This is a genomic window from Sphingopyxis sp. (assembly GCF_035944815.1).
In the GTDB taxonomy this organism is placed as follows: Bacteria; Pseudomonadota; Alphaproteobacteria; order Sphingomonadales; family Sphingomonadaceae; genus Sphingopyxis.
This window is the reverse complement of sequence record NZ_DASZAU010000002.1, coordinates 441,634-456,206: the sequence shown is the minus strand read 5'-3', so window position 1 is coordinate 456,206 and position 14,573 is coordinate 441,634. Positions and strand designations below refer to the sequence as shown.

18 protein-coding genes are annotated in these 14,573 nt (G+C 64.6%); 5 read left to right on the top strand and 13 right to left on the bottom strand.

Annotated elements, in window-relative coordinates; genetic code table 11:
• Nucleotides 1–65: 65 nt before the first annotated feature.
• The 5 genes from VGU00_RS03140 to VGU00_RS03120 all read right to left on the bottom strand — a co-directional run bounded on the left by VGU00_RS03140 (nucleotide 66) and on the right by VGU00_RS03120 (nucleotide 4,422).
• Nucleotides 66–524 carry a MaoC family dehydratase gene (locus tag VGU00_RS03140; RefSeq protein ID WP_327465395.1) on the bottom strand — a complete coding sequence of 153 codons (459 nt, stop codon included), beginning with the start codon at nucleotides 522–524 and terminating at the stop codon, nucleotides 66–68.
• 92 nt (nucleotides 525–616) lie between these two features.
• Nucleotides 617–1,813: a mechanosensitive ion channel family protein gene (locus VGU00_RS03135; protein ID WP_327465393.1), complete on the bottom strand. Its 1,197-nt coding sequence runs from the start codon at nucleotides 1,811–1,813 to the stop codon at nucleotides 617–619.
• 21 nt (nucleotides 1,814–1,834) lie between these two features.
• Entirely contained in the window at nucleotides 1,835–2,845 is a 1,011-nt protein-coding gene (locus VGU00_RS03130) for a DNA topoisomerase IB (RefSeq protein ID WP_327465391.1), read from the bottom strand.
• Between the two features lie 37 nt (nucleotides 2,846–2,882).
• Nucleotides 2,883–4,265 carry a putative O-glycosylation ligase, exosortase A system-associated gene (locus tag VGU00_RS03125; protein ID WP_327465389.1) on the bottom strand — a complete coding sequence of 461 codons (1,383 nt, stop codon included), beginning with the start codon at nucleotides 4,263–4,265 and terminating at the stop codon, nucleotides 2,883–2,885.
• A complete protein-coding gene (locus tag VGU00_RS03120; RefSeq protein WP_327465387.1) occupies nucleotides 4,258–4,422 on the bottom strand; it encodes a hypothetical protein in 165 nt (54 codons plus the stop codon). The genes VGU00_RS03125 and VGU00_RS03120 overlap by 8 nt, the downstream gene beginning before the upstream one ends.
• A gap of 65 nt (nucleotides 4,423–4,487) precedes the next feature.
• Between VGU00_RS03120 and VGU00_RS03115 the strand changes: the two genes are divergently transcribed.
• Together VGU00_RS03115 and VGU00_RS03110 are read left to right on the top strand one after the other, a co-directional pair.
• A complete protein-coding gene (locus VGU00_RS03115; protein ID WP_327465385.1) occupies nucleotides 4,488–5,696 on the top strand; it encodes a TIGR04063 family PEP-CTERM/XrtA system glycosyltransferase in 1,209 nt (402 codons plus the stop codon).
• 56 nt (nucleotides 5,697–5,752) lie between these two features.
• Complete coding sequence (locus VGU00_RS03110) at nucleotides 5,753–6,586, top strand: hypothetical protein (protein ID WP_327465383.1); 834 nt, start codon at nucleotides 5,753–5,755, stop codon at nucleotides 6,584–6,586.
• A 10-nt stretch (nucleotides 6,587–6,596) separates the two neighbouring features.
• Here VGU00_RS03110 and VGU00_RS03105 read toward each other — a convergent pair whose 3' ends face one another.
• A complete protein-coding gene (locus VGU00_RS03105; RefSeq protein WP_327465381.1) occupies nucleotides 6,597–6,923 on the bottom strand; it encodes a hypothetical protein in 327 nt (108 codons plus the stop codon).
• Nucleotides 6,920–7,183, bottom strand: coding sequence for a hypothetical protein (locus VGU00_RS03100; RefSeq protein WP_327465380.1), 264 nt, complete (start codon nucleotides 7,181–7,183; stop codon nucleotides 6,920–6,922). Before VGU00_RS03100 ends, VGU00_RS03105 begins: the two co-directional genes overlap by 4 nt.
• Before the next feature lie 134 nt (nucleotides 7,184–7,317).
• On the opposite strand from VGU00_RS03100, the gene VGU00_RS03095 reads away from it, so the two are divergent.
• Nucleotides 7,318–7,992, top strand: coding sequence for a S24 family peptidase (locus VGU00_RS03095; protein WP_327465379.1), 675 nt, complete (start codon nucleotides 7,318–7,320; stop codon nucleotides 7,990–7,992).
• 37 nt (nucleotides 7,993–8,029) lie between these two features.
• Here VGU00_RS03095 and VGU00_RS03090 read toward each other — a convergent pair whose 3' ends face one another.
• A complete protein-coding gene (locus VGU00_RS03090; protein WP_327465378.1) occupies nucleotides 8,030–8,335 on the bottom strand; it encodes a hypothetical protein in 306 nt (101 codons plus the stop codon).
• Between the two features lie 177 nt (nucleotides 8,336–8,512).
• Between VGU00_RS03090 and VGU00_RS03085 the strand changes: the two genes are divergently transcribed.
• Nucleotides 8,513–9,802 carry a methyl-accepting chemotaxis protein gene (locus VGU00_RS03085; RefSeq protein WP_327465377.1) on the top strand — a complete coding sequence of 430 codons (1,290 nt, stop codon included), beginning with the start codon at nucleotides 8,513–8,515 and terminating at the stop codon, nucleotides 9,800–9,802.
• A 113-nt stretch (nucleotides 9,803–9,915) separates the two neighbouring features.
• Nucleotides 9,916–10,641 carry an aquaporin Z gene (aqpZ, locus tag VGU00_RS03080; RefSeq protein ID WP_327465375.1) on the top strand — a complete coding sequence of 242 codons (726 nt, stop codon included), beginning with the start codon at nucleotides 9,916–9,918 and terminating at the stop codon, nucleotides 10,639–10,641.
• A 36-nt stretch (nucleotides 10,642–10,677) separates the two neighbouring features.
• Here the strand turns inward: aqpZ and galU are convergent, their stop codons facing one another.
• The 5 genes from galU to msrA form a co-directional block, all read right to left on the bottom strand.
• Nucleotides 10,678–11,541, bottom strand: a complete 864-nt coding sequence (gene galU, locus VGU00_RS03075; protein WP_327465372.1) for a UTP--glucose-1-phosphate uridylyltransferase GalU — start codon at nucleotides 11,539–11,541, stop codon at nucleotides 10,678–10,680.
• A gap of 61 nt (nucleotides 11,542–11,602) precedes the next feature.
• Complete coding sequence (locus VGU00_RS03070; RefSeq protein ID WP_327465370.1) at nucleotides 11,603–12,124, bottom strand: OmpA family protein; 522 nt, start codon at nucleotides 12,122–12,124, stop codon at nucleotides 11,603–11,605.
• A complete protein-coding gene (locus VGU00_RS03065) occupies nucleotides 12,121–13,344 on the bottom strand; it encodes a diguanylate cyclase (protein WP_327465368.1) in 1,224 nt (407 codons plus the stop codon). Before VGU00_RS03065 ends, VGU00_RS03070 begins: the two co-directional genes overlap by 4 nt.
• Nucleotides 13,341–13,877 (bottom strand): YfiR family protein, encoded by a 537-nt coding sequence (locus VGU00_RS03060; RefSeq protein WP_327465366.1) that lies wholly within the window; start codon nucleotides 13,875–13,877, stop codon nucleotides 13,341–13,343. The genes VGU00_RS03065 and VGU00_RS03060 overlap by 4 nt, the downstream gene beginning before the upstream one ends.
• 139 nt (nucleotides 13,878–14,016) lie before the next feature.
• A complete protein-coding gene (gene msrA, locus VGU00_RS03055; RefSeq protein WP_327465364.1) occupies nucleotides 14,017–14,553 on the bottom strand; it encodes a peptide-methionine (S)-S-oxide reductase MsrA in 537 nt (178 codons plus the stop codon).
• Between the last annotated feature and the right edge of the window lie 20 nt (nucleotides 14,554–14,573).

Genomic DNA, 14,573 nt, shown 5'->3' with positions numbered 1-14,573 from the left:
GTTTTGAGTCCTTTTCGTTGGTTCCGGTTATCTTAACGGGGGAGGTCAGCCGGCCAAGCTATGCTTTAGACGAAGAACTGGCTGATCCATTCGGCGATCAGGGCGGGCTTTTCCTCGCCCTCGATCTCGACGGTCACTTCGTTGGTCTGCTGCCACTGGCCCGGGCGCTTTTCTTCGAGTTCGAGCAGCTTCACATGGCTGCGGACGCGCTTGCCCGAGCGGACGGGCGACAGGAAACGAACCTTGTTGCAGCCGTAATTGACGCCCATCTTGACGCCGCCGACCTTGGGACCGTCGGTGCTCGCGCCGAGCATCGGCATCAGCGACAGGGTCAGGAAGCCATGCGCGATGGTGCCGCCGAAGGGCGTCAGCTTGGCCTTTTCCTCGTCGATATGGATGAACTGGTGATCGCCCGTCGCATCGGCGAACTTGTTGATCATGTCCTGATCGACGAGCACCCAGTCGGACGTGCCAAGATGCTCGCCGACCTTGGTCTGCAATTCCTGCGGCGTGATGGTGGCCATAAATCATCCCCTCATAGTGGTTCGGGGCGCGTTCTAGGCCTCTCTTGCCGCGTTGCACAAGGGCCAAGCCCCATCGCCGCGTCGCCGTAGCGTCAGCTCTTCGCGGGCTTCGGCGCCTTCATCGTCACACTTTCGGCATAGGGAAGAATCATGGTCCCGTCGGGCGCTGCGGTGAAGGTTGTCTGGGTCGGATAGGCGAATTCATAGCCGGCGTCGGACAGCGCCTCGAACAGGCGGATGCCGACGTCGGTACGCGCGGCCACTACCTCTTCGAACTGTTCGGTGAAGACGTCGAACAGCAGTTCGAAATCGAGGCTGGACGGGCCGAAGGTGAGGAAGCTCGAACGGACAAATTCATGGCCCGCGGCGGTCACCTGCGCTTCCAGCAGCGCGGGCAGGTCGCGCAGCATGGCGGGCGTGGTCTGGTAGATGACGCCGATCGTGAAGGTGACGCGGCGGCGGTGGAGATGCGCGAAATTGGTGATCTCCTTGGCGAGGAGATTGGTATTCGAGATGACGAGCAACTCGCCGTTGACCGAACGCAGCCGCGTGCTCTTCAATCCGATGCGCTCGACGGTCGCCGTGCTGGTGTCGTATTTGATTGTCTCGCCAACGCGGAACGGGCGGTCGAAGATGATCGACAGCGAGGCGAAGAGGTCGGAGAAAATGCCCTGTGCGGCAAGGCCGATCGCGATGCCGCCGATGCCGAGGCCGGCAATCAAGCCGGTGACATTGACCCCCATATTGTCGAGGATGACGATGATCGCGATCGCGAACAGCGCGACGCTGATCAGCAGGCGGATGATGCCCATCGCGTTGCTGAGCGTTTCGTTATTGCCCTCTGCGGCGCGGCGCTGGATCAGGCCCAGCACGATCTCGCGCACCCAGATCGCGACCTGCAGGACGACCGCGACGGTGAAGACGAACTGGATGATCTGCATGATCACCGCGGGCGGCTGGGCATAGCCTGCGACCATGCGGATCGCGATGATCGCGAGTACGGTCGACTTGGTCTTGTGGATCACGCGTCCCGCGATGTGCGTCAGCGTCATTTCGCCGTCGGCCGACTGCGCGTGCTTGAGCGCGAAGGTGCGGACCATCGACAGCAGGAAATAGATGAGCAGGCCGACGCCGATCGCGATCCCGATCTGCAGCCAGTGGCTGTTCACCCACGCGACGCTCGTGTCCCAATAGCGTTGCAGGTCTTCGAGCGGGTTTGTCGCGGCGGCTTTTGCGGGCGCGGTTTTCGGGGCGGCGGTGGTCGCAGCAGCGAGCAGGGAGAAAGTCACGTCAGGTCCTCTTGGATCGGATCAGGCGGATTGGAGCAGCACCGCGGCCGCGGGTGCTTGCTCCAGATAGGTCAAAAATCCGCGTTCGTAACGCGAAAGATAGCGCGTCGCGCGCGGCAGCTTGCCGACGGATGCGGCAAAGTCTTCGCGGGCCTGCGCCGCTGCGAGCATCGCGGGGTGGACATAGGCCTTGCGCGCGATTGCGGGGGTGTTGCCGAGGCGGTCCGCGACATGTTCGAGCATTGCCTTGAGCGGCGGCGGTTCGGGCGCTTCGTAGAGGAAGGCAAAGGCCTCGACGCTCGCCGACCAGGTACGGAAATGCTTGGCGCTGAATTCGTCGCCCATCGCTTCGCGGATATAGGCGTTCACATCGTCCGACGCCACGGCGCTCAGATCGCCGCCATCCTCATATTGGAAGAGTTTCTGGCCGGGGAGATCCTGAAGCCGCCGGACGAGAGTCGCGAGGTTGCGGTCGCTGATCGTCACTTCGCGCCTGGCGCCGCCCTTGGCGACATATTTGAGGCGGAGGGTCTTGCCCGAGAGCTTCGCATGGCGCTGGCGCAATGTCGTCGCGCCGAAGCTTTTGTTCGCCGCAACATATTGTTCGTTCCCCACCCGGAGCGCGGCAAGGTCGAGCAGCCGCACGACGGCCGCGACGACGCGCTCGGAGCAAAGCGTCCGGCGGTTGAGATCATCGACGAGCCGCGCGCGAAGCAAGGGCAACGCATGACCGAAGGCGGCGCAGCGGTCATATTTGTCGGCCTCGCGCGCCATGCGGAATTCGGGATGGTAGCGATATTGCTTGCGCCCGCGCGCATCATAACCCGTCGCAAGGATATGGCCGTTCGCCGCGGGACAGAACCATGCGTCCTCATAGGCGGGGGGTAGCGCGATCGCGTTCAGGCGGTCGATCTCGTCGCGTTCGCGGATGGTCCTGCCTCTGGCATCGCGATAGCGCCAGCCGACGCCCGATCGCTCGCGGCTGATGCCGGGCAGGCTGTCATCGACATGGACAAGGCGCGTGGCGGACATGCACCCATAGCGCCCCGGTCGGGCCGATGGTTCCGCCTCAGCTAGGGTTGGGGGCCGGATGCCTCGCCGGGACCTGCGCCGGTCGGGCGGTGAGCGGGCGCCATCCGGCTTCCTGTTCGCGGCGGCGGCAATAGGTCGACAGGCCCATTTCGAGCGCGAGCATCATGTAGATGAACGGCTGGAACGCGATGCCTACGAACAGCGAGCCGACCATATAGGTGATATGGCCATGCTGGAGCGCGGTCGCCAATGGCGCGATCCATTGTTCCTCGCCGCGCCGCGTCTTGAGATAGCGCCGCCTCAGCCGCTCCATCTGCACCAGTCCGACGGCGTGGAGGAAGAGCCAGAGCGCTATGCCGGGGTAGCCCTGTTCGCCCAGCATTTCGAAATAGCTCGAGTGATAGGCGCGCGAATGTTCCTCATAAACGGTGGCTTCGGCATTTTGCGGTGCATTGGGGTCATAGGCGCTCGCTGCCTTTTCGACGCGGACGCTGTTCTGGATATAGGCTTCGAACCCGCCGCCGAAGGGATTGTCCTTCGCATATTCCCATGTCCACATCCACACGGCGACGCGCGTCGAGGCCGACTGGTCGGACTTGTGATTCTGGATCGTCTCCATCCGTTCGGTAAAGCTCTGCGGCAGGAAGGGGATGGCGGCGAGCCCGAGCAGCCCGGCGCCAGCGATATAAAGGAAGCGGTGCTTCACGGCGCGCAGCGAGAGGACGGCGAGCACGGCGAGGCAGACAAGCCCGGTGCGCGCCTGCGTTCCGACCGGCAGCAACATGCACGCAAAGCAGAGCGCGAAACAGAAGAGCGACACACGCCAGTCGGGGGCGAAGATCGTGCCATAGCGCCGGTACCACAGGATCAGCGGGATGATCGCGATGCCGACCGTCGACATGATCGACCCTTCGTACAGACCGTAATTTTCGTTGAGCAGCAACTGGAGCGTGCCGTAACCGCCGCCGCCTGCGGCAGTCTTGATCCCGCCGGCGATCGCGATCGATGCAGCCGACAACAGCATGATGAGGATCAGCGATTCGATGCGGAGCTTGGTGCGCAGGGTCAGCGGCAGGAAAATCGCCCAGACCAGCGCCTTCCACACCCAGCTCCATTTGTCGGCCGCTTCGACGGGGAAATCGGCCTGGATCGTCGTCATCCAACAATAGAAGAGGAGGGCAAGGAGCAGGAATTGTCGCCCCGACCATCGTGTGTCGCGCTTGTCGTCGACCGCGAGCCAGCCGACGATCGCAAGCCCGAAGACGATCAGCGAGATCGGAATCGAGTTGATGAGGAAATAGCTGAGCCGTTGCGGCGCGACGATGTCGATGTAGCAAAAGCACAGCACGAACAGGAACGGCTTGCGAAAGCCGACCCCGATGAAGGCGAAGAGAAAGGCGACGAACGCAATGTCACGCATCGGTGCGCGCTTCCTCTTCGGCGCGCTCGGCATCGCGGCGCTGCTGCCATAGCAGGCGCGGGCTGACCTCGCGGTCGAGATCGTCGCGATAGAGCAGGCGCCATAACGCGATCGCCATCAGGACGTGCGTCAGGCCAATGGAAAAATTGTCGACCATGTCCGCTCCCGCTACGCGATCGGGGTTGACGCCGCGTTAAGGCTTGTATGTCAATGCGCTGGCCCATGACCCGCATTTTGCACGTCCTCGATCATAGCCTGCCCGCGCACAGCGGCTACACCTTTCGTACCCGCGCGCTGATGAAGGCGCAGGTCGCCAAGGGGTGGGAGGTCGCGGGCGTCACCGGCGTGCGGCATCCCGAAGCCGGTCCGGATAGCGAGACGGTCGACGGGCTGACCTTTTATCGCACGCCGCCGATCGCACCGGCGCGCGCGCCGATCCGCGAGTGGCGCGAAATCGGTGCGCTGGCGAAACGCGTCGAAACGCTCGTCGGCGAATGGAAGCCCGACCTGTTGCATGCGCATTCGCCGGTTCTCGACGGGCTAGCGGCGCTGCGCGTCGGCAAGAAGCTCGGCATTCCGGTAATATATGAAATTCGCGCCTTTTGGGAGGATGCGGCGGTCGGCAACGGCACCGGGCGCGAGGGAAGCTTGCGCTACTGGCTGACGAAGCAGCTCGAGACGCATGCAGTGAAATCGGCCGATGCAGTCGCGGTGATCTGCGAAGGATTGCGCGGCGACCTGATCGCGCGCGGCATCGAGCCTGGCAAGATCACCGTATCGCCGAACGGCGTCGACCTTGAGCTTTTCGGCGACCCGACCCCGCGCGACGATGCCCTTGCCGAGACGCTGGGCCTCGCCGCTGACGAGGCCGTGATCGGCTATATCGGCAGCTTCTACGACTATGAGGGGATTGACGACCTGATTGCGGCGATGCCGGCGCTGGTTACCGCGCAGCCGAAGGCGCGCCTGTTGCTCGTCGGTGGCGGTCCGATGGAGGCGGCGTTGAAGGCACAGGCGGCGGCTTCGCCTGCCGCTGCCCATATCCACTTCGTCGGCCGCGTCCCGCATCACGAGGTCGAACGCTATTATTCGCTGATCGATATCCTCGCCTATCCGCGCAAGAAGATGCGGCTGACCGATCTGGTCACCCCGCTCAAACCGCTCGAGGCGATGGCGCAGGGAAAACTGGTCGCCGCGTCCGATGTCGGCGGGCATCGCGAACTGATCGAGGATGGCGTCACCGGCAGCCTGTTCGCGCCGGACGACCCCGCGGCGATCGCGGGCGCGCTCGCCGCTCTGCTGCAGAATCGGGGCATCTGGCCGGACCGTCGGCGGACCGCGCGTATTTTTGTCGAAACGCATCGTAACTGGTCATCAAACATTTTACGTTACGAACCGGTTTACCAGCGATTGCTGCGTGGCGCCGTGTGACGATGCCGGCAATCGATGAAATTTGGCCCGGGATGGGCCGCACGGATTTGGACGATATGGACGAGACCAGCGAAAATTCGGGCAAGGCGATGGCGGCGGCGTTGCTGCGCGCGCTCCGCCCCGCGATACCGGCGGTGATCGGCGCTGCCGCGCTGACCTTCCTGTTCGCGGCGGTGATGCCGATGTCGTGGGTCGCGGGGATCAGCTGGAACCTCTATCTCGACCGCCTGTCCGATTTCTTTGTGCCTCCCGTCGGCAATGCGGGCCGCTTGACGCTGGCGTTCGGCATGTCCGCCGTTGCGGCGGTTTTTGCCGGGCTGGTCGCCCTGCTGATCGCGAAGCCCGAAGCCGCCGGACTGTCGTCGCTGCGCCGCCGGTTCCGTCCGAACGTCGAAGAGGCGAACGACGACGACAGCGATCACATCCTGACGCGGCGCCGCCGCGTCGACCGGCATCCCGACGACGCGCCGCGTCCGCCGATCCGGGCGGGCCGCGATCTGCCGGCGGGCGGACTAGGGCCGTTGCCGGGCAGCCCTGCCGATGACGGCGCGGCCGCCGATCCATGGATCGACGTGCCCGAGGTCGAAGCGGCCGACGAACTCGTCCTTGCCGACCTCGCGCCGATGGAGGTCATGGAACCCGGCGAAGAGCCTTGGTTGCAGCCCGCCGAAATCGCGGCGCCGGTGATGCCCGAACCGAGCGACCATTCGCTTGGCGCGATGGTCGCGCGCCTCGAAGCCGGGCTTGCGCGCCGGCGGCAGGCTCCTGCTGCCGCGACCGCCGCAATTCCGGTTCCCGACAGCACGGCCGATGCCGGCCCCGAAGTCGACTTCGCGCTCGAGGCCGCGCTCGGCACGCTGCAACGGATGACGCGTCAGTCGGTCGGTTAGGGTCCGGACCCTAATCCTCGACAGTCAATATCTCGATCCGCAGTATGCCCGGACCGGCGTCGCATTCGACGGCGACGTCGGCGACGATATGACCGGTAATATGCCATTCGGTCGCGTTCAGCCGATCCTGCAAGCCGCGAAGCAAATCCTCTGCCGCGCCTGTCGCAAGGGCACAGGGAAACATATGGCGCGCGCCGACAAAGCTCGCGCTCGCCCAGGGGCGAAAGGTCGAGGCGCCGAGCGCCAGCCCGAACGGTAGTTCGCGCGCCAACAGATTGCGAAGGCGACGGTGCGGGCATCCCGGCCGCGGCGGCTGTGCAGGCGACCAGCGCATCATGCCTGCACCCCGGTTTTCAGGCGGCGGAAGGCACGCGAACGGCGGTCGCCCTGCGGCTGGACGCGTCCGGCGAGACGATCGGCACGCCATTTGTTCATGAAATGTTCCACGCGACATATCACGTAGAGCCCGGGTTCGCGCCCGCCGCGCAGATCGCTGACGAGGCGGGGGTCGTGCACCGCTGCGCGTCCGAACACGCTCGGCGGCATCGCGGATTCCCTCAGGAAGGCCTCGATGCGTTGTAACAGGCTGCGCTCCATATTTCCTCCGTGACCGCGCTGATACCGGGCGACTCACCCGATAGGATATTTCCTATTTGAGATTCATTTTCCTACTTGTCTAGGAAAAATCCTATTGCTAGAGACGAAATAGGAAGGACCAGCCGTTCACGACCATGACCGATTTTGTTCAGGATCCGCGCGCCGCGCTCGACCGCCTCTTGACCGACAAGGGGATCGACTATGCACGCCTGTCGGAAGTGATCGGGCGCAATCCCGCCTATATCCAGCAATATATCAAGCGCGGCTCGCCGCGCCGGCTGGCCGAACAGGATCGCGCGCGCATCGCGGCCTATCTCGGCGTATCCGAAGCGATGCTCGGTGGCCCGGTCCAGCGCGTTGCCGCGCCGGCGCGCGGGCGCGGGCCCGCCGCCGCCATGATCCTTGTGCCCAAGCTCGCGATCGGTGCCTCGGCAGGGGCCGGGGCGAGCATCGACGGCGAACCGGTCGAGGGCGAGGTTGCGTTCGATCCGCGGTGGCTGCGCGAGCTTGGCGCCGATCCGCGCGCGCTCAGCATCATCCGCGTCGAGGGCGATTCGATGGCGCCGACGCTCGACGACGGCGATGACATATTGGTCGACGGCGGCGACGCGGCGGCGCGGCTGCGCGACGGCATCTATGTGCTGCGCATGGACGATGTGCTGATGGTGAAGCGGGTGGCGCGTGCGCCGGGGCAGGGCCGCATTTCGGTGATCAGCGACAATCCGCATTATCGCAGTTGGGACGACCTGCCGATGGGGGCGGTGCAGCTTGTCGGCCGCGTCGTGTGGACCGGGCGAAGGGTGCGGTGATTGTCTGCGTTTGGCGGCGCAGACGGCGCTCGCTCGCCTAGCGCGGCTCCGCCATCAGCGCCTCGATCTCATGATCTAGCACTTCGGCGCGCTGGCATTGCTCGTTGTTGCCATCGCGGCATTTCTCCGCCGCCTTGTCGCGCTGGCGCGACAGCTTGCCGACCTGCTCTTCGCGCTTGCGCATTTCGCGGCCGCGGTTGCGGTCGGACTCGTCCTGGCTCGTCGTCGACCAGTCGGCGACCTGCCCAACCGCCTTGACGGGCGCGGTGACGACCGTCTTGACCGCGCTCACGCAGCCCGAAAGCAGGGGAACGGTCAGCGCAGCGATGATGAGGACACGCATTTTCTTCTCCCTTGCGGACGGCGTTTCATCGCATAGCCGGGGCGCCCTGAACAGAAGATTGCGATGGACAGCCCGTCGTTTTCGTCTGCTGTCACAGCTTTGAAACAATTGGTTAAATTTGCCTTTACCATCCGGGCCTAGATCGGGCGGCACCGATCATCCGCGCTACAAAGAGATATGATGAGCCCCGTCGACCTAGTCCTAGCCCCGTCATCCGGCCATTCGGTCGCGATCGGCGCCGATGCCCGATTGTCGGATGTGATCGAGGCCTTTCGCGCCAATCCCGACTTGCGCGTCCTCGCCGTGCTCGATGCTGGACGCGCGCCGGTGGGGATCGTGCGCGAACAGCGGATTCGCGAACTGCTTTTCTGTCCCTACTGGTATTCGCTGATGCAGAACCCGACGATCGGCGGCTCGATTGCGTCGATGATCGAGCCATGCCTCACTGCCGATGTGTCCGAGACGACGGCCAGCCTGTTGCGGATGGTGTCGGATTCGAAGCGCCATGACGGGCTGATCCTGGTCGATCGGGGGCGCTTCGTGGAAACGCTCGACGCGGCGCAACTGGCGCGGCTCGCGATGCTGCGCGAGGTCGAAGTGGCGCAGGATCGCGCCGCGCGCGCATCGCGGGTCGACGATGCGGGCCACCGGTTCCAGCAGGATATCGCCGCGCTGACCGCAACGCTGTCCGACATGGCGCGCGAGGTCGAGGGGGTTGCGCTCAAATTGTCGGCGCGGGCACAGCAGACCGGTCGCGATGCGGTTTCGGTCGCCGGCGCGACCGCGCAGACCCTCACAGGCCTGCGCGAACTCGGCGATCGCGGGCAGGCGCTGGCGACGTCGATGACGCGGATCGTCGACGACGGCGCCCGCGCCCGCGCGGTCCGGCACGACGCGCATCTGAAGGTCAAACAGGCGGGCGAACGCGCCGAGGCGCTGAAGGCCGCGAGCCAGTCGATCGAACATATGCTGCGGCTGATCATCGATATGGCGAGCCGCACCAACATGCTGGCGCTCAACGCAGGGATCGAGGCGGCGCATGCCGGCGACGCCGGCCGTGGGTTTGCTGTCGTCGCGGCAGAGGTCAAGTCGCTGGCCAGCCAGACGCGGGTCTCGGCGAGCGATATCACGCCCTATGTCAACCGGATCCGCGAAATCGTCGAGCAGGTTGCCGCCGGTTTTGCCGAGGTCGAGCGCGCGATCGATGCCAATAACGGCTTTTCGGACGCGATCGATCTTGCCGTCGATGGCCAAAGTGCGACGACGCTGGTCATCGCAAGCTATGTCGAGCAGGCTGTCTCTGCCGGTCGCGAGGTCGACCAGCGGGTCCAGCATATCAGCCGCGGCGCCAATGCCGTGGGGGAAGGCGCCGAGTCGCTTGGGCGATTGTCGGCCGGGCTCACGCAGGCGGCGACATCGCTGCACCAGCGGGCGCGCCATTTCGTCGAGGCGGTCGCCGTCGCCTGACCGGTTCTTGGGTGAAACCCCCGCGCTATTCAAAGGCTTGCCGCAAATTCGCGTCGTGCTAGGATGGCGCTGCGCCGGAGGCGTCGATGGCCGCCGGCGGGGAGGAGGTCACCATGACGAATATCCAAAAGGGTTTGGCCGAGTTTATCGGCACGTTCTGGCTTGTCTTTGGCGGTTGCGGCAGCGCGGTCCTGGCTGCGGCTTTTCCCGATGTCGGCATCGGATTGCTCGGTGTTTCGCTGGCTTTCGGCCTGACGGTGGTCACCATGGCCTATGCGATCGGGCATATTTCGGGCTGTCACCTCAACCCGGCGGTCACGGTCGGACTATGGGCGGGCGGGCGTTTCGAGGCTCGCGACATCCCGCTCTATGTCGTTGCGCAGGTGCTGGGCGCGATCGTGGCGGCGTTCCTGCTCTACTATGTCGCCAGTGGTACCGCGACATTCGATCCGGCAACGAACCAGCTTGCGTCTAACGGTTTTGGTGATGCGTCGCCCGGAAAATACGACATCTGGTCGGGCTTCATCGTTGAAATCCTGCTCACCGCTTTCTTCCTGTGGATCATCATGGGATCGACCGACGGCCGCGCGCCGGCGGGTTTCGCGCCGCTCGCGATCGGCCTTGCGCTGACGCTGATCCACCTCATCTCGATCCCGGTGACCAACACGTCGGTCAACCCGGCACGCAGCACCGGCCCGGCGCTCGTCGTCGGCGGGCTCGCGCTCCAGCAGCTGTGGCTGTTCTGGGTTGCGCCGCTGCTCGGCGGGCTTGTCGGTGGCTGGCTCTATCGCACCGTCGGTGCGGACCGGTTCCCGAAACCGAATATCGAAGGCGAATGATCGTCGGCCGGGCGGAGGCGTCAGCCTCCGCCGGTCCTATTTCAACAAGTCGACCGCAAAGGCCCGGACGTCGGCCGCCATATCGGGGCGTTCGAGCGCGACCGCGAGATTGGCCTGGATATATCCGGCTTTCGATCCGCAGTCATAACGCGCGCCGTCGAACGTCACGGCGTGGAAAGCCTGTCGCCCGATCATCGTCGCCATCGCATCGGTCAACTGGATTTCGCCGCCCGCGCCTTTCTCCTGTCGTTCGAGGACGCGCATCACTTCGGGCTGCAGGATATAGCGGCCCGAAATGATGAGGTTCGACGGGGCGTCTTCGGCCTTCGGCTTCTCGACCAGCCCGGTCACTTCGGTCAGCGCGCCGTCGCGCGCGCCCGGCGCGATAACGCCATAGCTCGACACCTGCTCGTGCGGCACTTCGAGGACCGAGATCAGGTTGCCGCCGACTTGGGTGTAGGCATCGACCATCTGCTTCATGCAGCCGGGCGAACCGTGCATGAATTCATCGGGCAGGAAGATCGCGAAGGGCTCGTCGCCGACGATATCGCGCGCGCACCAGATTGCATGACCCAGCCCGAGCGGCTCCTGCTGCCGGACATAGGCGCAGTTGCCGGGGCCAAGCCGCGTCGGTTCGAGCACACTGAGGTCCTTGCCGCGCTCGGACATCGTCTTTTCGAGTTCGAACGCGACGTCGAAATGGTCCTCGATCGCGCTCTTCCCTCGTCCGGTGACGAAGATCATCTGCTCGATCCCCGCCTCACGCGCTTCGTCGACTGCATATTGGATCAGCGGCCGGTCGACGATCGGCAGCATTTCCTTGGGGATCGCCTTGGTCGCGGGCAAAAAGCGCGTGCCGAGACCGGCAACGGGAAATACGGCTTTGCGGATCGGTTTCATGCGCCGGACTTAGCCGCGAATTTGATGCAAGAAAAGCGCGGCGGCTGCGCGTTTCACAGCCTCACTCGGGGGCGACGATGACGACGACGCGCCGGTTGTCCTGACGTCCCTCGGGCGTCGCATTGCTCGACAGCGGCAGCGTTTCGCCGCGACCGATAATCTGGTCCGCCGTAAAGCGCATGCCGCCTGCCTGCATCGGCGCCGCAACTGCCTGCGCCCGCGCCTCCGAAAGCGTCAGATTATAGGCGGAGGCGCCGGTCGAATCGGTATGCCCCTCGATCCGCGCCGTCGTGATCCCGACCGACACGAGCTTGGCGGCGGTTTCGCCTATCCGTTTTACCTGTTCGGCGCCGAGGCTGCTTTCGTTCGAAGGAAACAGCAGCCGTTCGGGCATGTTCAACTGCCAGTCGGGACCGGTCTCCACGAAGCCTTCGGACCGGAGTACGGCGATCTGCGCGGCGTTGAACCCGGTCGGCGCCGGGACACTCTGGCACGCGGCAAGCAATGCCGCGAAAGCCGCGACGAGAAAGAGACGGATGGTGTGGGGGAAGGAGGGGGTCACATTGGTCACTCCGCTGTTCATCGGGAACGGTTGGTCATCTTGTCGGCGTACATCGCCGCGTCCGCTGCGGTCAGCAGGGCCGTCGCATCGCTGCCATTGTCGGGAAAGGTGGCGACGCCGACGCTGACCGCAGGGCGATAGGTTTCGCCCCCCGGCAGCTGGATGGGTTCGGCGACACTGGCCCGGATCCGGCTTGCCAGTCCTTCGGGGCGCGTGTCATTGTCCAGCTCGACGATGACGATGAATTCGTCGCCGCCGATGCGCGCGGCGAAATCATCCTTGCGCAGGGTCTCCTTGATCCGGGCAGACAGCGCAACGAGAACGGCGTCGCCCGCGGCATGGCCGAAATTATCGTTGGCAGCCTTGAAATTGTCGGCATCGATGAACAGCAGGGCAAAGCGGACGCCGTGCGTTTCCGCCGCCTCGATCCGCTGGCCGAGCTGTTCGTCGAACGACGCCCGGTTGGGCATTTCGGTCAGCGTGTCGTGCGAGGCGCGGTGTGCAAGCATCGCCCGTTCGCTTTCCATATGGCCCTGCCAGCCCTGCAGTTCGTCGAGCAACGCGTTGATATCGCCGCCGAGCCGGTCGAGTTCGGCGATGCCCAGTTGCTGGACGCGCTTGTCGAAGCGCCGGTGCAGGCGCACGTCATGGGCAACGGTTGCGATCTCGTTGAGCGGCTTGACGAGTTCATATTCGAAGCGCCGCGCGAGGAAGATCGTGCCCAATGCGGTGATAAGGAGGCAGCCGAGCCCCGCTAGCAGCCCGATGCGGACGTAATCGATCAACGTCGAACTGTCGCCCCATACCTCGATCGTCCCGATGATCGATCCGTTGCGCTGCACGGTCACGGCAAAGGGGCGTGGAAAGAAGATACGGGTCAGGATCGGCGCGGGGTCGGCCGCAGGCGACATCCATTGCGTGAGGGGTCGGCCTACATCGTCGAGCACGCGCAGTCGCGCAATGCCGGGGATGCGTGTCAACGGCTCCAGCCCTTCGCGTACCGCCACCGGATCGTTGAAGACCAGCGCCGGCTCGACGCCATAGGCGCCGAGCTGCGCTGCCAGTTCCATATTGCGGTCGGCATAGCCGCGCAGCGCGGTGACACCGGCAAGCAGGATGGTGAGCCCCGAAAGTGCGACCGCAAACAGTGTGATGCCGAAATGAAAGCGCGACAGCAGTTTTTGCAACGTCGTGCGCGCACCGATTCGTTCGATCGGGCGATTTGTCGTGGCCCCGGTCATGACGCGCCTCCGCCGATGCGCAGCACGCGCGGATCGATCCGCAGCGGCCCGCGGCCGACTGCATCGAGATTGACCGAGAAGCTCAGGTTGCCCATCTTGCTCTGGAGGCAGAACATCGCGCCGTAGATGCAGGCGGCATCGTCGTCGGTGATCGTCAGGATGGGGCGACCGCGCACCCATGCGATCAATTGCCGGCGGTCGGCGACCGGCATCCGGCCGAGGAACAATATGTCGCAATCGGTTCGTAGCTCGACCGCCTCCGCGGTCATGCGGCGAACCACCACCGATCCGGTCCCCGGGACGTCGGGCGCCATATGGTCTGTCAGTCGCGGCAATCCGACAAGGCACATGACCCGGCTGGTGGTCGCCGACCTGTCAGGCCAGCGGGCATAACTCACGATCCCGCCGACCATGCGGTTGACGGCGCGGGTCATCCCGCCGGCGCCGTCTTCGACGATCGTCTGGCTTGCGGCCTGGACCGACATCTGGGGCGTTGTCGTCAACGCACCGATCAGAAACAGCGATGCCAGCACCCGGCAGTGACCCCTCAACTGCTTGTCAGGGCGATCCTGCCCCAGCGAAGGCGCGTCCGCTAGACAAAACGATTGGAAAGTCAATGAAAAGTGACGTCATGCGGCCATCTTGCAACAGTCGTTCGACGACATTTATACATTATCCCGCGCGTAAGCGATCGCTGAAGCCCTTGCGCAATTTGGCGAGCTTGGGCGGGATGACTGCCATGCAGTAAGGATTGCGCTGCCCTTCGCCGTCCCAATAGGCTTGATGATAATCCTCGGCCGGATACCATTCGGATGCACTTTCGATCGTCGTCACGATCGGCGCGGGCCAGTCGCCCGCCGCCCGTTCGATCCCCGCGCGGGCGGCGTCGGCCTGCGCAGCGTCGAGGGGGAAGATGGCGCTGCGATATTGGGTGCCGATATCATTGCCCTGGCGATTGAGCTGCGTCGGGTCGTGCGTCGCGAAGAAAACGTCGAGCAGGTCGTCATAGCCGATGGCCGCGGGATCGAAGGTGATCCGGATCGCCTCGGCATGGCCGGTGTCGCCGCCGCATACCTGCTTGTAGGTCGGGTTGGAAACCGTGCCGCCGATATAACCGCTTTCGACGCCATCGACGCCACTGAGCGACTGGAACACGGCTTCGGTACACCAGAAGCAGCCTCCGGCAAAAATGGCGGTTTCACGAGTCATGGGGACAATCCTTGTTCGGG